The following is a 21,068-nucleotide window of genomic DNA, read 5'->3' as shown; positions in this document are numbered from 1 at the left end:
CGATCGTTCGTTTTCGTTGACTGTTGCATAGGGCTTGAGGCACAGTCAAGGAATACGGAATAGTCTTTCGCACAGCGAAATAGGGCTTTCCGGCCCGGTGCCGCCGCGGTTTTTACTGCCGCCGCCGGATCGAATTTCGCGCGGGTTTTCCCTGTTTTTTCGCCGCCGCCGCAGTTATCTCCGCTGCGCCGATGCCGCAGTCGTCGCCGCCTGACTCTCCGCCTGGACCGATCATGAAGCGTACCGCCACCGTGATTCCCGTTAGCGCCGAGCCGCCTTCGCCGGTGCCGGCAAGGGCATTGCGCGATGTCGACGACCTGGGTCCGGGAAATCCCGCGGAGGTAGAGGATCGCAGCTTCGTCACGGCGCTCGCGCGCGGCCTCGATCTGCTGCGCGCGTTCGGCCCGCACGATGATTACCTCGGCAATGCCGAGCTGTCGCGGCGCACCGGCATTCCGCGGCCGACGGTATCGCGGCTGACCTATACGCTGACGCGGCTCGGCTATCTGGTCTACGTCGAGTCGCTGGAGAAATACCGGCTGGGGCAGGGCGCCATGGTGCTGGGCCATCGCTACCTGGCGACCTCGGGCATTCGCGAAGTTGCGCAGCCGTTGATGCAATCGCTCGCCTTCGCCACCGGCTGCACCGTTGCCCTGGCCACGCCCGATCGCCACGAGATGGTCTATCTCGAAGTGTGCCAACCGCGCGGCGCGCTGGTGATGCGGCTGACGCCGGGTTCCCGGCTGCCGATCGCGACCTCGGCGATCGGCCGCGCGTGGCTCGCGGGTTTGCCGGCGGCGCGGCGCGCGAGCGTGATCGCCGATCTGGAGCGCCACTATCAGACCCGCTGGCCCACGGTCCGCAGCAAGCTCGAACGCGCATTGCGCGACTACGGGCGGCGCGGCTTCTGTGTCGCGCATGCCGAATGGGACCGCACCGTCAGCGGCGCTGCCGCGCCGGTCGTGCTGGAGGGCGGCACCGAGGTGCTGTCGATCAATATCGGCGGCGCGGCCTCGCGGCTGACGCCGGAGATTCTCGAAGCCAATCTCGGGCCGCGCGTGCGCCAGCTTGCCGAGGCGCTGCAGGGACGGCTGTGGCGCGTCCACGGTTGAGCGGACCTGGCCATCGGGACCATCACCAATACCCACGACATCTCGACCACCACAATCATCAAGACAAGGAGACAGGCATGGAGATCAGCAACAAGACCGTCGTCGTCACGGGCGGCGCCACCGGCATCGGCCGTGCGTTGGTACTGGCGTTTGCCAAGGCCGGCGCGCGCGGCATCGCGGTTGCCGATCTGGACGAGCGCGGCGCGCAGCAGGTCGCCGCGGAGGCGGCCGAACTCGCGCCGTCGTGCCAGACCTTCGGCTGCCGCACCGACGTCGCCGACGCGGCCGCGGTGCAGGCGCTGGCCGACGAGGCCACGCGCCGCTTCGGCCAGGTCGACGTGTTCTGCTCGAACGCCGGCATCATCCTGCGCAAGGGCCTCGATGCGACCGCCGACGAATGGCAGCGCATCTGGGAGATCAACGTGATGGCCCACATCCACGCCGCCAATGCGGTGCTGCCGCAGATGCTCGAGCGCGGCGACGGCTATTTCGTCAATACGGTGTCGGCGGCCGGCCTGCTGTCGCAGATCGGCTCGGCGCCGTATGCGGTGACCAAGCACGCGGCGATCGGCTTTGCCGAATGGCTGGAAATCACCTACGGCGATCGCGGCATCAAGGTCAGCTGCATCTGCCCTCAGGGCGTGCAGACGAAGATGCTGTTCGGCGAGAACGGCGAGCGCAAGGGCTTTCTGCAGGAAGGCTCGGTCACCGCCGAACATGTCGCAGCCGTGACGCTGGAAGGGATCCGCGACGAGCGCTTCCTGATCCTGCCGCATCCCGAAGTGCTCGAGTACTACCGCCGCAAGGGCCAGGACTACGATCGCTGGCTCAAGGGCATGCGGCGGCTGCAGGAGAAGGTGTTCAGCGAATTCGGCGCCATCGGCAAGCCATGATCTTCCCGTACGCGCCGATAACCGATGCTGATTGACCGATAGAGACCGAACAAGCGTCCAACACACAGGAGACAAAGACCATGCGGATTACCCGATTCACCGGCGCGCTGTCGGCGCTCGCCACGGTGCTTGCCACCGCGTTCGCCGCGCCGGCGGCGCAGGCCGAAACCTTCCCGGCCCGGCCGATCCGTATCGTGGTGGGCTTCCCGACCGGTGGGGCGCCCGACACGCTGGCCCGCATCGTCTCCGAGAAGATCTCGCCGTCGTGGGGCCAGCCGGTGGTGGTCGACAACAAGCCCGGCGCGGGCGGCAATATCGGCGCCGAAGCGGTGGCGCGCGCGCCGGGCGACGGCTACACGCTCGCGCTCGGCACGGTCGGCACCCACTCGATCAACGGGGCGGTCTACAGCAAGCTGCCGTACGACATGGTCAAGGACTTCGCGCCGGTGATCCTGCTGGCAACGACGCCCAATGTGCTGGTGGTCCATCCGGGCGTGCCGGCCAAGACCACCGCGGAACTGATCGCGCTGGCCAAGACGAAGCCAGGGGCGCTGACGTTCGGCACGCCGGGCATCGGCACCTCGCCGCACGTGGCCGGCGAGCTGTTCAATACGGTGGCCGGGGTCAAGATCACGCATGTGCCGTACAAGGGCCGGGCGATGGCGATTCCCGACCTGCTGGGCGGCCATATCACGATGATGTTCGACAACCTGCCGTCGGCGCTGCCGGTGATCAAGGAGGGCAAGCTGCGCGCGCTGGGCGTGACCAGCCTGAAGCGCTCCGCCTCGGCGCCGGATATTCCGACGCTGGCCGAGCAGGGCCTGAACGGCTTCCAGGCCGACTCGTGGTTCGCGATCTTCGTGCCGGCCACCACGCCGAAGGATGTCGTCGCCAAGCTCAACACCGAGCTGAACCGGATCTTCACGTTGCCGGACGTGCAGGCCAAGCTGAAGACGCTGGGCCTGGACCCGGTGCTCGGCACGCCTGAAGCGCTGGCCTCGTTCCAGAAGGCCGAGATCGCCAAGTGGGCGAAGGTGGTCAAGGATTCGGGGACGACGCCGCAGTAAGGAACGGGGCACGGGCGCGAGAAGGAATCTTCAGAACGCTCGAATCCACCTCATCGCGATGTCTTTCTCCCCTCTCCCGCCTGCGGGAGAGGGAGTATGCAGCGGTGAGGTGAGTGCCTCCCCTACTCCTCCAGCGGCGTCGTAGCCCGTTCCGCCAGCCGATCCGGCTCACCGCGCAGCCGCGCCAGACTGACTGCCGCACCGACCGCCGCGACGCAGGCTGCCACGCCCAGCGCCGTGCGCGATGCCGACGTTCCCACCAGCGCAAACAGCAGGGCCACCACCGCCGTGCCCGTGGTCTGCCCCAGCAGCCGCGTGGTCGCCTGCGCGCCGCTGGCGCCGCCGCTGCGATGCGGTGGCGTGGCGCCGATCATCGCGCGGTTGTTCGGCGACTGGAACAGGCCGAAGCCCAGCCCGCACATCGCCATGCGCCACAGCACGTCGATGCTGCTGCTGCCGCGATCGAGCATCGCCAGCAGGACCAGTCCGGTGCACAGCAGCGCGAGCCCCAGGCCGGCGAGCACGCTGGCGGGGAAACGATCCGACAGCCGGCCAGACAGCGGCGCCATCACGGCCACCATCAGCGGCCACGGCGTGATCAGCAGCCCGGTCTCCTGCAGCGATCGTCCGAGCTGGTATTCGAGATAGAAGGGCAGCGCGACGAAGGCCAGCATCTGCGTCATGAACGAGCAGAACGACGTGCCGACCGCCAGCGAGAAGGCGCGGCTCGCGAACAGGTCCACCGGCACCAGCGGCGCCGCCTTGCCGCGCTCCATCCGCGCCAGCCACCAGCCGAGCAGCAGCGCCGCGATCAGCCCGCCGACCGCGGTCTGGCGCAGGCTGTCATGGCCGAGGCCATCGACGCCGAGCACGAACAGGCCGATCACCACCGCCGACAGCAGCGCGCTCGGATAGTCGAACGCGCGCGGTTGCGGCGGCGTGACCGGCAGCGCCCAGCGGCTCAGGCTCAGCGCGATGATCGCCACCGGCACGTTGATCGCGAACAGCCATTGCCAACTGGCGAACGACAGGATCAGCGCGCCCACCGATGGCGCGATGCCGGTCGTGATGCCGACGACCAGCGCATTGAGGCCGATGCCGCGGCCGAGCTTGGTGGGCGGATAGATGTAGCGCACCAGCGCCGTGTTGACGCTCATGATGCCCGCGCCGCCGATGCCCTGCAGCACGCGCGCGGCCACCAGCATCGGCAGATTGACCGACAGCGCGCACAGCAGCGAGCCGGCCAGGAAGGTGGCCAGGCCGATCCGGTAGACACGCTTGTAGCCGAGGATGTCGCCAAGCGAGGACAACGGCAGCAGGCAGACGGTGACGGTCAGCTGATAGGCGTTGACGACCCAGATCGTGTGGCCGGGATCGGTGCCGAGCTGGCGGGAAATCGATGGCAGCGCGATATTGGCGATCGAGCCGTCGAGCACGGCCATGATCAGCCCGCAGAATACGGTCAGGATCGCCCACTGGCGTTGCGGATAGGGAAGACCTTGCTCTGAATGCATCGACGGTACGGCGGGGAAGGCGAGGGTGGCGGCTGGCCGGCCGGTGCGATCGCGCATCGACGACGCCGCGGCGAGCGGACCGACGGCCCGGCCCGATGCTGGCCGGCGCCGGGCGGCGACATTATCGGCGCAGCGCCGCGCGCCCGCAAATCGCCGCGTTGTGGTATATCGCGCGCGCCGGAATTGCGCGCGCATGCAGCGTTTGGGGCAAGACAATGCAGACATGGCGGCGCTAGTCGACGCCCCCGGCGCCGCAACCGGCGCCGTGGCGGTGTTCCCGATCAGCGCGCCAGCTGGCCGAGCACGCTCTCGAGCGACGACAGCCCCGTCTCGATCAGATGCGACATGTAGACGTTCATCTGCGGCATCACCAGCATCAGCAACAGCAGGCCACCGGCCAGCGTGACCGGGAAGCCGACCGCGAAGATCGACAGCTGCGGCGAGGCACGGTTCAGGATGCCCAGCAGCAGGTTCAGCGTCAGCAGCGCGGCCACCAGCGGCAGCGCCAGCAGCAGGCCCGACGAGAATACCGTGCCGCCGGCACGCGCCACCGCCGCCCAGCCATCGGCCGACAGCGGCGTGCCGCCGATCGGCAGCGCCGAGAAGCTGTCGACCAGCGTGGCCAGCATCAGCAGGTGGCCGTCCATCGCCAGGAACAGCAGCATGGCGACGATGCCGAGAAAGCGCCCCAGCACCATGGTCTGGCCGCCGGCGCTCGGATCGAAGAACGAGGCGAACGACAGGCCCATCTGCAGCCCGATGATTTCGCCGGCGTATTCGACCGCGGCGAACACCAGCCGCATCGTGAAGCCGAGCGCGATGCCGACGCCGATCTCGTTCAGGATCAGCAGGAAGCCGTCGAAGGAATAGACCGGCACCACCGGCAGGTTCTCGATGGTCGGCGAGACCGCGATCGCGATCAGTGCGGCCAGGCCAATCTTGGCCTGCCGCGGAATGGTGCCCTCGCCGAACAGCGGCGCGGTGGCAATCAACGCCAGCAGCCGGAACAGCGGCCACAGGAAGGCGGCGATCCATTCGTAGAGCTGGGCCGTCGTCACCGAAACCATCGCGTCGTCTCCGCCGTCGTCCTAGTCGTGGTCATGCGAATGCAGCGAATGCACTGGGCAGGCGCCTCAGCGCACCAGCCCAGGAATGCCCTCGAACACCTCGCGCATGTAGTCGACGAAGGTGTTGATCATCCACGGGCCCACCAGCACCAGCGTGATGAACAGCGCCAGCAGCTTCGGAATGAACGACAGCGTCATCTCGTTGATCTGCGTGGCGGCCTGGAACAGGCTGATCGCCAGGCCGGCAACCAGCGCGACCAGCAGCAGTGGACCAGCCAGCAGCAGCGTCATCTTCATCGCCTGGGTGGCGATGGTCATTACGGTTTCCGGCGTCATTTGGTCTCCGATGCGCTGGCAGGGTCGGCGAGGAACATCAGGGGAACATCAGGTCAGGAAGCTCTGCGCCAGCGAGCCCAGCAGCAGCTGCCAGCCATCGACCAGCACGAACAGCATCAGCTTGAATGGCAGCGAGATCGTCGCGGGCGGCACCATCATCATGCCCATCGCCATCAGCACGCTGGCCACCACCAGGTCGATGATCAGGAACGGAATGAAGATCGTGAAGCCGATCTGGAACGCGGTCTTCAGCTCGCTGGTGACGAAGGCCGGCACCAGCACGCGCAGCGGCACGTCCTCGGGGCCCTGCATCTCCGGCGTCTTGGCCATTTGCGCGAACAGCGCCAGGTCCTTCTCGCGGGTCTGCTTCAGCATGAACGCCTTCATCGGCGCGGCGGCGCGCTCGGCCGCCTGCTCCAGGCTGATGCGGTTTTCCGACAACGGCTTGTAGGCCTCGGTGTAGACACGGTCGAGCACCGGCGACATCACGAAGAACGTCAGGAACAGCGACAGGCCGATCAGCACCTGGTTCGGCGGCGAGGTGGCCGTGCCGAGCGCGGTGCGCAGCAGGCCGAGCACGATCACCACGCGGGTGAAGCCCGTCATCATCAGCAGCGCGGCCGGCAGGAACGACAGCGAGGTCAGCAGCACCAGCGTCTGGACCGACAGGGACCAGGTCTGGCTGCCGCCCGGCCCAGGGCGGCTGACGATGCCCGGCAAGGCCTGCGCGGCCGCGGAATCGGTACCGAGTGCGAGGGCGGCGGCCAGCAGCAGGCCGAGCGCCAGCGTCAGCGGCGCTCCGGACCGACGCCGGCTGGCGGCGTACATGGTGTTCATGACTTCAGGGTCTGTTGCAGGTTCTGTTGCATCGAGCGCAGCAGCTTCTGCGCGAAGGTGGTCTTGTCGCCGAACGGGGCCTGGGGCGACATGGGCGTCGAGCCCTTGCTGCTCATGCCACCCATGCCGGCGATTGCCTCGCCGGGCGCGGCGGAGCCGGCCGGCAGCGTATGCAGCGTGCGGATTTCGCCGGCGCTGACCCCGAGCACCAGCCAGGTATCGCCGACCTCGACCAGCAACAGGCGCTGGCGTGCGCCCAGGCTGGTGCTCCCGACGACTTTCATCACGCCGCCTTGTACATGCCGCACCAGGCCGGCGCGGCGCGCCAGCCAGGCAAGGCCGAGGATCAGCGCGATGATCGCGAACAGGCCGAGACCGGCCTGGGCCAGCGCGCCGGCGCCGGTCGCGCCGGTCACGGCATCGGCCGCGTGCGCGAGCACCGGCAGTCCGGCCGCCGCTGCGCAGAACGAGCGGGCCGCGTACGAGCGCGTGCCCGGCGCGGGCCGCAAGGCGCGGCCCCGAGCGGGTTTCATTTGTTCAGCTTCCGGATGCGTTCGGACGGCGTGATGATGTCGGTCAGGCGGATGCCGAACTTGTCGTTGACCACCACCACCTCGCCTTGCGCGATCAGATAGCCGTTGACCAGCACGTCCATCGGCTCGCCGGCCAGGCCGTCGAGCTCGACCACCGAACCTTGCGCCAGTTGCAGCAGGCTCTTGATCGGTACCTTGGTGCGGCCCAGTTCGACCGTCAGTTGCACCGGGATATCGAGAATCATCTCGATATCGTTGTGGAAGCCGCTCGACGCTTCGCGCTCCAGCGGCTGGAAGACCGTCGCGGCCGCGGGCGTGGCCGTCGCCACCGTGGCGGCGGGCTCAGGCGCAGCGGTCGCGCTGGTTTGCTCGGCCAGGGCGCTCGCCCAGTCGTCCATCGGATCGGCCGGCTTGTCCTCTTTGCCGTCAGTCATGGTCGGTTTCCTTGTTGGAATCGCTGTCTTGATGATTGAACATGCGCTGCACTCGCAGCGCGTACTGGCCGTTCATCGTGCCGTAGCTGCACTGCATGACCGGCACGCCGTCGACCTTGCCGATCACGTTCTCGGGCAGCTCGATCGGCAGCACGTCGCCGGCGCGCAGCGCCAGCACTTCTGCCACGGTGCTGCGCAGATGCGCGAATTCGGCCACCAGTTCCACCTCGGCGGCGCGCAGCTGTTGCGACAGCTGCTGCAGCCAGCGCTTGTCGACCTCGACTTCATCCTGCAGCGGATTCATCAGCAGATCGCGCACCGGCTCGATCATCGAGTACGGGAAGCAGACGTGCAGCTGCCCGCCGACCGCGCCCAGTTCGATATGGAAGGCGGTGGTCACCACGACCTCGTTGGGGATCGCGATGTTGGCGAACTTGGTGTGCATCTCCGAGCGGACGTATTCGAACTCGATCGGATGGACCGCCTGCCAGGCGTGGCCATAGCTGGCCAGCGCCAGATCCAGCATGCGGCGGATGATGCGTTGCTCGGTCTGCGTGAAGTCGCGGCCTTCGACGCGGGTATGGAAGCGTCCGTCGCCGCCGAACAGGTTGTCGACGACCAGGAACACCAGATTCGGGTCGAACACGAACAGCGCGGTGCCCCGCAGCGGCTTCATGTGGACCAGGTTCAGGTTGGTCGGCACCGGCAGGTTGCGGACGAACTCGCCGTACTTCTCGATGCGGATCGAACCGACCGAGATATCCGCGCCGCGGCGGATGAAGTTGAACAGCGCGGTGCGCAGCTGGCGCGCAAAACGCTCGTTGATGATCTCCAGCGTATGCAGCCGGCCGCGGACGATGCGCTCCTGGGTCGCCAGGTTGTAGGGCCGCACGCCATCTTCGGAGACCGGCGCGGCGGCCTCGGGCGTTTCGGCTTCGCCGGATACGCCCTTGAGGAGCTCGTCTACTTCATCCTGCGAGAGGAACTTGTCGTAAGCCATTTAGTGTCCTGCCCCAATGAACGACTGGATTAGAGAAGCGCCGCGCGCACGCCGGCCTGGGCGCGCGCGAGGTGCGCATCGGCGGGCGAGAGTCGGGTGGTCGGCTTCATATCGGGTTGGCAAGCGGGGCAGGGCACGGGCTTACTGCACCACGAAGGAAGTGAACAGGACATCCACGATCTGTTGGCTCGGCAGCGCCGGTGCGAATGGCTTTGCCAGCGCCTGCTTGATTTCTTCGGCTAGCTTCTGCTTGCCCTCGACGGTCGACAGCTCCGGCGGCTGCTTGGCCGACAGCAGCAGCAGAATGCGGCTGCGCGCCTCGGGCAGGTATTCGGCGATGCGCGCCTGCGTCTGCGTGTCAGCCACCTTGACGGACAGGCCGGTGTGCAGGAAGCGGTCGCCGTCCTCGCCCTTCAGATTGACGGTGAAGGCGTCGAGCGCGACGAAGATCGGCGCCGGAACCACGGGGGCGGCCGGCGCGGCGGGTGCGCGGTTGTTCAGCAGGCTGCCGAGGAAGAAACTTCCCGCGCCCAGCACGGCCGCGACCGCGACACCGGCGAGAATCAGCACCCCGCGCTTGCTGGAGCTGGGTGCCTGGGGAGTCGTGAGCGTTTTCGCCATGAGATGCCTGTATCGGAATGCCCCGCCATTCTGGGTGAATCGGTGGCGGGCAATGGGCCGAAAAAAAGGGGGAAACCCGCTCAGCTTGGCCGTTTGAGTCGAGCGGGAGCGACCGTCGGCGGCAGCGGACGGTCATCTCACGGGTTAACGTTGGCGGGCGGCGGAACTTGAGCGGGCGGCGGCCGGCTTGTCATCGGCGGGTCATTGCGAGGCGCCAGACTCGCGGGATTTCCTTCCCTGGAGAGCCTGCGCATGCGTCGTTCCGCTGTCCCTTCCGCCTTCCGTTCCTCCGCCGTGCCCGCTGCCCGTACCGGATTCCGCCTGTTGGGCCTGGCCGCGCTGGTGATGTCGACCGCGCTGCTCGCCGCCTGCGGAGGCGACGACGGCAATGACGACAGCCCGCGGCGCTCGGTCGGATCGGTCCGCCTGATCGGCGAGCAGACGCTTGCCAACGACCTGCAGGTCGGCGGCACCACGGTCGGCGGCCTGTCGGGCATCGACTACGATCCCGCGTCCCAGCTCTGGTATCTGGTCTCGGACGACCGCTCGGACAAGCAGGCGGCGCGCTTCTATACCGCGCGGCTCAGCTATGACCTGGCCCGCCTGCAGCCGGTGCAGATCGCCGGCGTCGTCACGCTGCGCCAAGCCGATGGCAGCGCCTTTCCCAATCGCACCGCCGGCGGCGTCGTGCCCGATCCCGAGGCGATCCGCTTCGATCCGTCGACCCGCAGCCTGTGGTGGACCAGCGAGGGCGACCGCGCGCTCGGCCTCGACCCATTCGTGGCCCGGGCCAACCTCGACGGTCTGCTGACCGGCACCCTGCCGCTGCCGGCGGCGTTCCGGATGTCGCCCACGCAGGAAACCGGCTCGCGCAATAACGCGACGTTCGAAGGCCTGTCGCTGTCCGCCGACGGCAAGTCGCTGTGGGTCAGCATGGAAGGCCCGCTGTACCAGGACGGTGCGCTGCCGACGCCGTCGTCCGGCTCGGTGTCCCGGCTGCTGCGCTACGACCGCAACGGCAATGTGCTGGCGCAGTATGTCTATCCGCTCGACGCCATTCCGGCGGCCCCGGCCCCCGGACGCAGCGCCGACAACGGCGTGACCGAGATCCTGGCGATCGACGACAACCGGCTGCTGACGCTGGAGCGCGCCGGCGTGCAGGGAGCCGACGGCACCTTCACGACCTATGTGCGGCTGTACCAGATCGATATCCGCGGCGCGACCGACGTGCGCGGCCTGGACCGGCTGGCAGGCGCCAGCTATGTGCCGGTGCAGAAACGGTTGGTGCAGAACCTGAACACGCTGGGACTGAAGACGGTCGACAACATCGAGGGCATGGCCTGGGGCCCGAAGCTGCCGAATGGCCGCGACAGCCTGGTGCTGGTGTCCGACAACAACTTCAACGCGACGCAGATCACCCAGGTGCTGGCGTTCGAGGTGTTGCCGGAGTAGGGCGGCGCCCGGGCGCTTCGGCGCGTACTGATTCACTTCGTCGTCCCCGCGAAGGCGGGGACCCAGCGGCTCTCAAAGATGCTGGATTCCCGCCTCCGCGGGAACGACGTGATGGGTGCTCAGGCGTTTTCAGCGCCCGTAGCCGTACCCGTCATAGCCCCGCCCGTCGTAGGGCTGGTCCGGATAGCCCTGCTGGTACGGCGGCGGATAACCGCGGCGGTCCTCGCCGTATTGGCGCTGCCGCGCCGGCCCGTCGGCACGGATCCGAGCGGCACGGATCGGCCCGGCGGCTTCCAGCGGCCCATTGACGATCAGGTCACCCTGGACGCGCAACGGCCCATGCACGGTCAGCGGACCGTTGAAGGTACGCTGGGGCGCCCCGCGCATCGACGGACCGTCGTCCGTTTCGAACCACTGCCCGGTCACCGGCCCGCGTACCCGTACGCGGCCGTCAACCTCGACCGGCCCCTGCACCGTCACCGGTCCGTTGACCACCAGCGTGCCGGCCACCGTCATCGGGCCGGATTCGACCGGCTGCGCCTGGACCTGGCCGGCCACCATCGTTACGCCGCACATCGCCATCACGGCCAGCCCTCGGCGCAGGGCAAAAATTCCTGCATTCACACCGTTCTCCCCATGATTCGGCAGCCTCCGTTGTACCGCGCGGCGGGGCCGCCGGGGCGCGCCGTTTCCCTTTGTTGCCAACGACTTACGGCGGTTACACCGGGTAACGGCGGCGCACCGTGGCACGGCGGTCAGTCCTAAGTCTTATATAAGATATAAGACGTTTGACCGAGGACCGACGTTGAGCGTACAATCGCAGCCACAACGGTGTTGTTTAATCCTCATTCCTCTATCACCCCGCAGGTTCCCATGCTCGAAAACTATCGCGCCCATGTCGCCGAACGCGCCGCGCTTGGCATCCCTCCGCTGCCGCTGTCCGCGCAGCAGACCGCCGAACTGATCGAACTGCTGAAGAACCCGCCCGCGGGTGAAGAACAGACGCTGCTGGAGCTGATCACCTACCGCGTGCCGGCCGGCGTCGACGATGCGGCCAAGGTCAAGGCCTCGTACCTGGCGGCCGTCGCCCTCGGCAAGGAAGCCTGCCCGCTGATCAACCGTGCCCGCGCCACCGAACTGCTCGGCACGATGCTCGGCGGCTACAACATCTCGCCGCTGATCGAACTGCTGGACGACGCCGAAGTCGGCACCGTCGCCGCCGACGCGCTGAAGAAGACGCTGCTGATGTTCGACGCCTTCCACGACGTCAAGGAAAAGGCCGACAAGGGCAACGCCAACGCGCGCGCGGTGCTGCAAAGCTGGGCCGACGCCGAATGGTTCACCAGCCGTCCGGAAGTCCCGCAAAGCCTGACCGTGACCGTGTTCAAGGTCCCGGGAGAAACCAACACCGACGACCTGTCGCCGGCGCCGGACGCCACCACCCGCCCCGACATCCCGCTGCACGCGCTCGCGATGCTGAAGAACAAGCGCGAAGGCGCCGCGTTCCAGCCCGAGGAAGACGGCAAGCGCGGTCCGGTCAAGTTCATCGAAACGCTGAAGGAAAAAGGCCACCTGGTCGCCTACGTCGGCGACGTGGTCGGTACCGGCTCGAGCCGCAAGTCCGCCACCAACTCGGTGCTGTGGTTCACCGGCGAAGATATCCCGTTCGTGCCGAACAAGCGCTTCGGCGGCGTGTGCCTGGGCGGCAAGATCGCCCCGATCTTCTACAACACGATGGAAGACGCCGGCGCGCTGCCGATCGAGCTCGACGTGTCGAAGATGGAAATGGGCGACGTGATCGAGCTGCGCCCGTATGAAGGCAAGGCACTGAAGAATGGCGAAGTCATCGCCGAATTCCAGGTCAAGTCCGACGTGCTGTTCGACGAAGTGCGCGCCGGCGGCCGCATTCCGCTGATCATCGGCCGCGGCCTGACCGCCAAGGCGCGCGAAGCGCTGGGCCTGGCCCCGTCGACGCTGTTCCGCCTGCCGCAGAACCCGGCCGACACCGGCAAGGGTTACACGCTGGCGCAGAAGATGGTCGGCCGCGCCTGCGGCCTGCCGGAAGGCAAGGGCATCCGCCCGGGCACCTACTGCGAACCGAAGATGACCTCGGTCGGCTCGCAGGACACCACCGGCCCGATGACCCGCGACGAGCTGAAGGACCTGGCATGCCTCGGCTTCTCGGCCGACCTGGTGATGCAGTCGTTCTGCCACACCGCCGCCTATCCGAAGCCGGTCGACGTCAAGACGCACCACACGCTGCCGCAATTCATCAGCACCCGCGGCGGCATCTCGCTGCGCCCGGGCGACGGCGTCATCCACTCGTGGCTGAACCGCATGCTGCTGCCCGACACCGTCGGCACCGGCGGCGACTCGCACACCCGCTTCCCGATCGGCATCAGCTTCCCGGCCGGCTCGGGTCTGGTGGCGTTTGCCGCCGCCACCGGCGTGATGCCGCTGGACATGCCAGAATCGGTGCTGGTCCGCTTCAAGGGCAAGATGCAGCCGGGCGTCACGCTGCGTGACCTGGTCAACGCGATTCCGCTGTACGCGATCAAGCAGGGCCTGCTGACCGTCGCCAAGCAGGGCAAGAAGAACATCTTCTCCGGCCGCATCCTGGAAATCGAAGGCCTGCCCGACCTGAAGGTCGAGCAAGCGTTCGAACTGTCCGACGCCTCGGCCGAGCGCTCGGCCGCCGGCTGCACGGTGCGCCTGAACAAGGAACCGATCATCGAATACATCAACAGCAACATCACGCTGCTGAAGTGGATGATCGCCGAGGGCTACCAGGATGCCCGCAGCCTGTCGCGCCGTATCAAGGCGATGGAAGCATGGCTGGCCGATCCGAAGCTGCTCGAGCCGGACGTCGACGCTGAGTACGCCGCCGTGATCGAAATCGATCTGGCCGACGTGCACGAGCCGATCGTCGCCTGCCCGAACGACCCGGATGACGTGAAGACGCTGTCGGATGTCGCCGGCGCCAAGATCGACGAAGTGTTCATCGGCAGCTGCATGACCAACATCGGCCACTTCCGTGCCGCGTCGAAGCTGCTGGAAGGCAAGCGCGACATCCCGGTCAAGCTGTGGGTCGCCCCGCCGACCAAGATGGACCAGAAGCAGCTGACCGAGGAAGGCCACTACGGCGTGTTCGGCACCGCTGGTGCCCGTACCGAAATGCCGGGCTGCTCGCTGTGCATGGGCAACCAGGCCCAGGTCCGCGAAGGCGCGACCGTGATGTCGACCTCGACCCGCAACTTCCCGAACCGCCTGGGCAAGAACACCAACGTGTATCTGGGCTCGGCGGAACTGGCCGCGATCTGCTCGCGCCTCGGTCGTATTCCTAACAAGGAGGAATACATGGCCGACATGGGCGTGCTCAACGCCAATGGCGACAAGATCTACCGCTACATGAACTTCGACCAGATCGAGGATTTCAAGGGGGTGGCGGATACGGTGACGATTTGATGGCGGGGTTGGATTCGGTCTTTGAGGTTTGAGCCCTGAAGACTGAGTTGAACTGCTTTTGAATTGGTTGCTGCTGGAAAAGCCTCGGAGGCGGAAGTCTCCGGGGCTTTTTGTTTTGCTGGCTTGCGACGAAGGCGGCGCCGCGCCATAGGCGTACCGATTTGTCCTTCCTTGACCCTCTTAGGTTTACAAACAATACTATACAACCGATAGTTGTAAACTTGCCGGCCGAGGAGATGCGATGATTGGCAACCGACTGAAGAGGGCACGTGACGCGCTGGGCCTGTCCTTGCGCGACCTCGAAGCGACCATCGAGGGCCTCGTTTCTGCGCAGGCCATCGGCAAATACGAACGAGACGAGATGATGCCAAGTTCCACCGTACTGCTGGCCATGGCGAAGGCGCTGCGGGTCACGCCCGAGTTCTTGCTCAGCGAGCGGAGGATCGAGCTGACCGGTGTCGACTTCAGAAAGGCGCCCCACACCGGTGCCAAAGAAGAGCGCTTGGTCCAGGCGTCCGTCCTCGATCAGGTCGAACGCTATCTGGAACTGGAAGAGCTGCTGGCCGAAGGCGACGCGGCATGGTCCGCTCCGGGTGGAGCGGCATTCGCTGTCGGCCGGATCGGAGATGCGGAACTGGCGGCCGATGCGTTACGCCGGCTGTGGTCGCTCGGCACGGACCCTATCCCGGCAATGACCGAGCTGCTGGAGGACATTGGCATCAAGGTCATCGCGCTCGACTTACCCCAGTGCGTCTCAGGATCGAAGGCCTTCGTTCAGCAAACCGGGCAGCGGGATATTCCTGTCATCGTCGTGAACAAGAACCACAACGGCGAACGCCAACGCTTTACGCTGGCCCATGAGCTCGCGCATTTGGTACTTCAATTCGTTGAGTTGAGCGACTCAGAACAGGAGAAGGCAGCTGACCGCTTCGCCGGAGCTTTCCTGATGCCGAAGGACATGATGACTCGGCTATTGGGAAGCCATCGGACGTCCATCGCCATCGGGGAGTTGGTCGAGTTGAAGAAGGTATTCCAGGTCAGCGTCGCATCCTTGGCGGTACGCTGCTCACAGCTCGGCCTGCTATCCAAGGCGGCCTACGGGCGTCTATGGGGGCAGATCCGCGGGCTTGGATGGAATGGTCCCGGCTCCACCGAACCGCACAAGCTTCCGCCTGAAATTCCTCAACGCATGGAGCGGATGTGCCTGCGCGCCGTGGCCGAACAAGCGATCTCGGAAGCGAAGGGCGCCGAGTTGCTCAATATCAGCGTCCGCGAACTGGATCGGCGTTTGATGGGGCAGGTCCACTGATTCGCAATGATCATCCTTGTTTCGGATACGTCCGTCTTGATCGATTTGGAACGGGGAGGATTGCTTGAGGCGGCGTTTTCGTGCGGCTTGACGATGGTGGTGCCGGATCTGCTGTATGAGCGGGAACTTGAAGCCGCAAATGGACCGTTACTGCGGAAGCTGGGGCTGGGAGTGGTGGCCCTCACGCCAGATGAAGTGGCATTCGCTCAGCGGGTGAGAACGGAACGCCGAAAGCTCTCACTGCCCGATTGCTTTGCGCTCAGCTGTGCCACACGGCCAAACCATGTCCTTGTTACTGGCGATGGCGAACTGCGAGCCGAAGCTATAGCGAGGCTCGGAAAGGTGTACGGGCTTCTTTGGCTGCTCGACCAGATGGCGTCTTCAGGCGCGCTCGCGAATTCTCAGCTTCATGAAGGGTTGTCTCGGATAGCTGCCCATCCGCGGTGTCGGTTGCCTCAAGTGGAGGTGAGGAGCCGATTGAGCGCCTGGGCGTCGGCGTAGCCTGGTCGATGTGAAGCCGAGCGATGCGATGACAGATCCGGCCAGCTTGATAGCGAGACAAGCACCCAACGATGGAGGGGTGCAGAAATGAGGGTCTGTGTTCGATACCCAGGGGGCGTTCCAGTTGCGCGTGCAACGCCCTCACGTCGGCATCGGGCTGCACAAAGCGAGCCGCGAACGTATTTCCTGCGGTTATTCCCGTTCTAGCGTCCCGCCTTCTCTGTTTCCACAATCCATCAAATGAAGATCAATCACAGCATTATTGCCATTCTCGCCGTCTCTACCTTGGTCTTGACCGGCTGCGCGTCCGTCGAGATGGCGAGCAAGGAGCAGTCCGACCAGGCTAAACAGTTCAGCGCCCCGAGCGCAGGCAACTCTGGTCTTTATGTCTACCGCAATAGCTTCGTCGGCAAGGCGCAGAAGAAGGACATCTGGGTTGACGGCAAGTGCCTGGGCGAAAGCGCTGCGGACGTGTTCTTCTACACGCAGGTCGAAGGCGGCAAGAAGCACAAGATCGAGACGGAATCGGAGTTCTCGCCTAACGCCCTCGAAGTGGCCATGGAAGCCGGCAAGAACTACTTTGTCCGCCAGTTCATCAAGCTCGGCGCTTTCGTTGGCGGGGCCGATCTCGAATTGATCCCCGAGGAGCAAGGCAAGGCCGACGTCGCCAAACTCGAAATGGCAAAGCCGGGCACCTGCAGCCAGTAAAGTCGTCTGTTTTGGCGGTCGGTCACGCGCCTCGATCGCGTGTTCCAATTGCTCTTCCAGAAGCAATCGCCCGACCGTTACCCGATCCGTTTTCCAGATACAACGGAAACCGTACACCTACGGTGGTTGGGTGCAAATACTCCCCCCGCGGAAAATACAATCCATACGCCTTCTCACAAGGCAATAAATACAAAACGAATAAAAACAGACCTCGGGGGGTCATCTATGCGTCTTCTTGTTCCATTGCTGTTGGCCACCACGGTCGGCTTTGCCGGATGCGCGCAAACGCCTGAAGACCAGTTGGCGCCGCGTTCGTCCACGGTGCGCCTGTGCGACGGCAACGTCTGTAGCGAACAAGATCGACGCGTAGCGACGGCGCAGCTCGCCTCCAACGAAGCCGATCCGCGTATGGAGGCATTGGCGAAAGTCGCCGAGAAGAATCCGGACGCCGCCTACGATCTGGGCCTGCGTCTGCTGCGTGGCGACGGTGTCGAGCGCAACAGCTATCAAGCGCTGGAATGGCTGCGCAAGGCCGGCGACAACGGTCATATGCAGGCGCAACTGGCGCTTGGCCGAATTTATCTGATGGGCTTTGAGGAAATGGGTTCGGACCCTGCCGAAGCCGAGGCTTGGCTGATGCGAGCCGCAGCCAAGGGCAGCAAGGAGGCCAAGGATTTGATTCCGCAGGCTCAGGCTGCCAAGAAAGACGAACAGAGCGCGTACCGGGTCCGCGAGGCCTATCGCACGTCGTGGTTTGCCTGGTACAGCAGCTATCCGTATTACTGGGTTTGGGGCCCTTCGGGCTGGTATCACCGCTAAGTCTTCCCACCCGGATTTTTTTCGTCAATTTCCTCGACAGGAACGCCCTATCATGCCCAAGAATATTTCTTTGCGCGTGGCCGCACTGGCTGCGTCCGTGGTTCTCGCTGGCTGCGCGACCGCTGGCGGCGGTCTGATCAGCACCGGCACCGCGCCTACCGCGGCCACCGGCGCCGCGGGTGGTGCCACCAGCGTCAACGCCAATGCTTCGCTGGAGCGCTGCGACGCGCCGCTCGGCACGCTGGCAGTGGATGATGGCCGCGGCAAGGAGTGGTTTGCGGGCTTTGGCGCAGCGACCAAGGTCACGACCATCGAACCGCTGATCCGCTTGGCCGTGCAGCAGTCGAACTGCTTCGTGATCACGTCGATCGGCAACAATCGCACCGAAAGCAAGCTGTCGAATATCACCGACAAGCAGCGCAATTCTGGTGAATTCCGCGCAGGCTCCCGTCAGCAGAAAGGGCAGCGCGTTGCGGCCGACTACTACATGGAGCCGGCCATCATCATCGACAACGACTCCACGGGTCAGCTGGCTGCCGGTGTCGGCAGTCTGTTCGGTGGTGTCGGCGCACTTGTCGGCGGTGCCATGCAAAGCAAGGCATCGGTCGTGACGCTGACCATGTTCGACATCCGCTCGGGCGTGCAAGTCTCCATCTCCGAAGGCAATTCCACGGCAACGAACTTTGGCGCGGCGCTCGGCGCCTTTGGCGGCAATACGGCAGGCGGCCTCGGCGGCTTCTCTCGCACGCCGGAAGGCAAGGCCACTGTCGCCGCATTCATGGACGCCTACAACAACATGGTGATCTCGCTGCGCAACTACAAGGCGCAAGAGGTCAAGGGTGGACTGGGTCGTGGCGGGCGGCTGAAGGTCGGGTCGTAAATTCTTTGGGCGATCTCCCGCATTTGCGGCCATCTACTATTCGCCAGAAGCCAGTGGATGGATAGAGCGCGGGAGCGGACCTTCATTACTGCCGAGAGGACGTTATCCCGGGAGAGTCGGTTAGACTTTATGCACCCGGGATAAAACCCAACTCGTTCTCTCACTCCAGCGGCAGGACACCACCATGAGCATTCGCGTCGGCATTGTCGGAATCAGCGGTTTTGGCGGCGGCGAGGCGATGCGCCTGATCGCGAGCCACCCGTCTTTTGAGCTTGTCTACGCTGCAGGCGAGGGCAGCGCCGGCAGCCGATTGGTGGATCGCTTTCCCGGTGTGCCGGCCAAGCTTGCCGAGTTGGTGATCGAGAAGTGGGACCCTGCGACCCTGCCGAAGCTCGACGTCCTCTTCGCGTCGCTGCCCACCGGGTCGTCGGCCGATGCGCTGGCGCGCGTTCCCAACGACGTCAAGATTGTCGACATCGGCGGCGATCACCGCTACGTCGACGGTTGGGCGTACGGTCTCGCCGACGTCTGGCCGGCTCAGATCGAGGGTCAGACGCGCGTTGCCAACCCCGGCTGCTTCCCCGCGGCGACGCTGACCGCGCTGGCGCCGCTGTTGGCCAACGGGCTGATCGAAGCCGGCAACATTGTGATTGACGCCAAGACCGGCATCTCCGGCGCCGGCCGGGGCGGGGCGGACAGCAAGTTCGGCTACGCGGAGAGCAACGAAAACGTCGTGCCCTACGGCTTGCTCAAGCACGTCCACATGCCCGAGATTGCCAAGACGATCGAGCGTCTGAGTGGTGGCAGTGCGGCAGGGCTGGTGTTCACGCCTCACCTGGTGCCGATGACTCGCGGTGTGCTCGTCACCATCTACTGCCGCGGCCGTGCTACCACGGACCAGTGCCTGGAGGCGGCCCGGCGCTTCTACACCGGACGCGCGTTCGTCCGCGTCAGCGACAAGCCGCCGCAGACCAAATGGGCCACCGGCTCGAATCTCGCGTTCGTCAGTTATGCGGCCGATCCGGAGCGCAACCTGGTGATCGCGATGGGCGTCGTCGACAATCTCGGCAAGGGAGCGGCGGGTCAGGCGGTGCAGAATGCGAACCTGATTTGCGGTCTGCCAGAAACGGCGGGGCTGGATGGGGGACCTGTTTGGCCGTGATGGCTTTTGAGTGGCCGATTCCGTAGTTACCTTTGCTGCAGCACTGTCGTGCGCGGAGCGACGCGGCCGCCATGGCGGAAGGCTCGGACCAACAGCCAAGCTGAGCCGCGCGGGACGCTTGTTTTCGATCTCGAGCATAGGCAGCGCAAGCTCGCGTCTCTTCGCGTACATCTCGAGGCTGGTCGGCTCCTGATCGTGAGACCGTCCCCTTGTTCCGGGGTGTTATGATCGAACCAGCGTCAAGTCAAAGCCTGGAAGTACTCAAAATGGTCGATTGGTTCCCTATAGTCTTTATCGTGTTCAAGGTTCTCGTGCTCGGCACGGGCATGTTCTTCGCCATCAAGTGGCATTACGACAAAGGCAGGAAGAAAGACGGAGCCAGGTGACCCTAGCCAGGGCGGTCGCCCTGCCTATTGGCAGCGGCCACAAGATTGCCGATATATTCCTCCAGCGCCGTCCCACCCTTCAGCGGCTCCTCCGGCAAATCGAATCCACTGTCGACACTGACCGCAGTCATCCGGGCATAGGAATCGGCCGCAGCATCCGAGAACCCCAATCCCAGGAACGTCTCCTTCCACTTGTCCCGCGGTACGACTTCAAGTGCGACGGGCCGGCCAAGCGCCTGTGAGAAGGCGGTCGCAACGTCCTTGGAAGAATACCGACGCGGCCCTTCGACGTAACGGACGCCAACATCGTCGAGCGGGGACATCAGGCGGGCCGCTGCCGCCTCTCCGAGATCGCGTGGCGCGGCCATGGGTATCGGTAGATCGGCAGGGAACATCGTCGGCAACTTGCCCGTGCTGCGCACCGTATCGAGCAGCCAATCCCAATTGCTCATGTAGTAAGCGGCGCGATTGATCGCCGCGGGGATCGACTGGCGGCGCAGGCCTTCCTCAAGTTCCCACAGGACGCTCAGGTCGCCGATGCGCTCGCCGGGCTGGGCGCCGCCGGTGGATTCAGCGACGACTTTTTCAAGGCCCGAGTCCTGGAGCGCGGCAAGGATGTTGGCGACCGTGTGCCGCTCGATCGCATCGGTGTCCTTGCTCGTGTCGGCGGGCGGGTTGAGCAAGAACGCCCGGCGTCCGCGTCGAAACGCGGCGCGCAATGACGCCACGTATTCCACATCGGCTTCGACGATATCGGCGCCCTTGTCGCGCCATTTGTCTGCGCGGGCCGCCGAGCGGGTCACGATGGTGACCGCCTGGCCGCGGGCGAGCAGCGTTTCCGCCGTCGCCGATCCAACATGTCCGGTACCGCCCATGATCACGTACATGTGCTTGCCTCCGGCGTCCCCTGACCGGTCATCAGGAATGGACGCATTAGTCATCGCTGATGGCGAAACCATACCAAAGACGGAG

At 65.4% G+C, this 21,068-nt stretch carries 20 protein-coding genes; 10 read left to right on the top strand and 10 right to left on the bottom strand.

Features of this window, described 5'->3' with window-relative positions:
* Window positions 1-233: 233 nt before the first annotated feature.
* The 3 genes from LRR16_RS07835 (at window position 234) to LRR16_RS07825 (ending at window position 3,072) form a co-directional block, all read left to right on the top strand.
* Window positions 234-1,112 (top strand): IclR family transcriptional regulator, encoded by an 879-nt coding sequence (locus LRR16_RS07835; RefSeq protein ID WP_232205464.1) that lies wholly within the window; start codon window positions 234-236, stop codon window positions 1,110-1,112.
* A 77-nt stretch (window positions 1,113-1,189) separates the two neighbouring features.
* Complete coding sequence (locus tag LRR16_RS07830; protein ID WP_023264110.1) at window positions 1,190-2,005, top strand: SDR family oxidoreductase; 816 nt, start codon at window positions 1,190-1,192, stop codon at window positions 2,003-2,005.
* Window positions 2,006-2,085: 80 nt separating this feature from the next.
* Entirely contained in the window at window positions 2,086-3,072 is a 987-nt protein-coding gene (locus tag LRR16_RS07825) for a tripartite tricarboxylate transporter substrate binding protein (RefSeq protein WP_006579817.1), read from the top strand.
* Between the two features lie 122 nt (window positions 3,073-3,194).
* On the opposite strand, the gene LRR16_RS07820 is transcribed toward LRR16_RS07825, so the two are convergent.
* The 8 genes from LRR16_RS07820 to fliL all read right to left on the bottom strand — a co-directional run bounded on the left by LRR16_RS07820 (window position 3,195) and on the right by fliL (window position 9,414).
* Window positions 3,195-4,586, bottom strand: a complete 1,392-nt coding sequence (locus LRR16_RS07820) for an MFS transporter (RefSeq protein ID WP_232205590.1) — start codon at window positions 4,584-4,586, stop codon at window positions 3,195-3,197.
* Between the two features lie 281 nt (window positions 4,587-4,867).
* Window positions 4,868-5,653, bottom strand: a complete 786-nt coding sequence (gene fliR, locus LRR16_RS07815) for a flagellar biosynthetic protein FliR (RefSeq protein WP_006580046.1) — start codon at window positions 5,651-5,653, stop codon at window positions 4,868-4,870.
* A 66-nt stretch (window positions 5,654-5,719) separates the two neighbouring features.
* Entirely contained in the window at window positions 5,720-5,989 is a 270-nt protein-coding gene (gene fliQ / locus LRR16_RS07810) for a flagellar biosynthesis protein FliQ (protein WP_023264555.1), read from the bottom strand.
* Window positions 5,990-6,037: 48 nt separating this feature from the next.
* The gene (gene fliP / locus LRR16_RS07805) at window positions 6,038-6,826 is read right to left on the bottom strand and encodes a flagellar type III secretion system pore protein FliP (protein ID WP_232205463.1); all 789 of its coding nucleotides are present in this window, start codon (window positions 6,824-6,826) and stop codon (window positions 6,038-6,040) included.
* The gene (gene fliO / locus LRR16_RS07800; protein ID WP_232205461.1) at window positions 6,823-7,359 is read right to left on the bottom strand and encodes a flagellar biosynthetic protein FliO; all 537 of its coding nucleotides are present in this window, start codon (window positions 7,357-7,359) and stop codon (window positions 6,823-6,825) included. Before fliO ends, fliP begins: the two co-directional genes overlap by 4 nt.
* Complete coding sequence (fliN, locus tag LRR16_RS07795) at window positions 7,356-7,793, bottom strand: flagellar motor switch protein FliN (RefSeq protein ID WP_006576009.1); 438 nt, start codon at window positions 7,791-7,793, stop codon at window positions 7,356-7,358. The genes fliO and fliN overlap by 4 nt, the downstream gene beginning before the upstream one ends.
* Window positions 7,786-8,793, bottom strand: a complete 1,008-nt coding sequence (gene fliM / locus LRR16_RS07790) for a flagellar motor switch protein FliM (protein ID WP_006576008.1) — start codon at window positions 8,791-8,793, stop codon at window positions 7,786-7,788. The genes fliN and fliM overlap by 8 nt, the downstream gene beginning before the upstream one ends.
* 141 nt (window positions 8,794-8,934) lie before the next feature.
* Window positions 8,935-9,414, bottom strand: a complete 480-nt coding sequence (gene fliL / locus LRR16_RS07785) for a flagellar basal body-associated protein FliL (protein ID WP_023265181.1) — start codon at window positions 9,412-9,414, stop codon at window positions 8,935-8,937.
* A gap of 252 nt (window positions 9,415-9,666) precedes the next feature.
* Between fliL and LRR16_RS07780 the strand changes: the two genes are divergently transcribed.
* Window positions 9,667-10,866: an esterase-like activity of phytase family protein gene (locus LRR16_RS07780; protein WP_232205460.1), complete on the top strand. Its 1,200-nt coding sequence runs from the start codon at window positions 9,667-9,669 to the stop codon at window positions 10,864-10,866.
* A gap of 129 nt (window positions 10,867-10,995) precedes the next feature.
* On the opposite strand, the gene LRR16_RS07775 is transcribed toward LRR16_RS07780, so the two are convergent.
* Entirely contained in the window at window positions 10,996-11,490 is a 495-nt protein-coding gene (locus tag LRR16_RS07775; protein WP_232205456.1) for a hypothetical protein, read from the bottom strand.
* 249 nt (window positions 11,491-11,739) lie between these two features.
* Between LRR16_RS07775 and acnB the strand changes: the two genes are divergently transcribed.
* From acnB to argC, 6 genes are all read left to right on the top strand, one after another.
* Window positions 11,740-14,331 carry a bifunctional aconitate hydratase 2/2-methylisocitrate dehydratase gene (gene acnB, locus LRR16_RS07770; protein WP_232205455.1) on the top strand — a complete coding sequence of 864 codons (2,592 nt, stop codon included), beginning with the start codon at window positions 11,740-11,742 and terminating at the stop codon, window positions 14,329-14,331.
* Between the two features lie 241 nt (window positions 14,332-14,572).
* Window positions 14,573-15,640, top strand: a complete 1,068-nt coding sequence (locus tag LRR16_RS07765; protein ID WP_232205453.1) for an ImmA/IrrE family metallo-endopeptidase — start codon at window positions 14,573-14,575, stop codon at window positions 15,638-15,640.
* A 741-nt stretch (window positions 15,641-16,381) separates the two neighbouring features.
* Entirely contained in the window at window positions 16,382-16,849 is a 468-nt protein-coding gene (locus LRR16_RS07760; protein WP_232205452.1) for a DUF2846 domain-containing protein, read from the top strand.
* A gap of 225 nt (window positions 16,850-17,074) precedes the next feature.
* Entirely contained in the window at window positions 17,075-17,668 is a 594-nt protein-coding gene (locus LRR16_RS07755) for a tetratricopeptide repeat protein (RefSeq protein ID WP_232205450.1), read from the top strand.
* Window positions 17,669-17,720: 52 nt separating this feature from the next.
* Complete coding sequence (locus LRR16_RS07750) at window positions 17,721-18,548, top strand: penicillin-binding protein activator LpoB (RefSeq protein WP_232205448.1); 828 nt, start codon at window positions 17,721-17,723, stop codon at window positions 18,546-18,548.
* Window positions 18,549-18,732: 184 nt separating this feature from the next.
* On the top strand, window positions 18,733-19,710 hold the full coding sequence (gene argC / locus LRR16_RS07745) for an N-acetyl-gamma-glutamyl-phosphate reductase (protein WP_232205446.1): 978 nt from the start codon (window positions 18,733-18,735) through the stop codon (window positions 19,708-19,710).
* A gap of 388 nt (window positions 19,711-20,098) precedes the next feature.
* Here the strand turns inward: argC and LRR16_RS07740 are convergent, their stop codons facing one another.
* A complete protein-coding gene (locus LRR16_RS07740; RefSeq protein WP_232205445.1) occupies window positions 20,099-20,983 on the bottom strand; it encodes an NmrA family NAD(P)-binding protein in 885 nt (294 codons plus the stop codon).
* Window positions 20,984-21,068: the final 85 nt, after the last annotated feature.

The sequence above is a fragment of the Cupriavidus sp. UGS-1 genome, assembly GCF_021213615.1.
Lineage (GTDB): Bacteria > Pseudomonadota > Gammaproteobacteria > Burkholderiales > Burkholderiaceae > Cupriavidus.
This window is presented reverse-complemented; position numbering and strand designations above follow the sequence as displayed.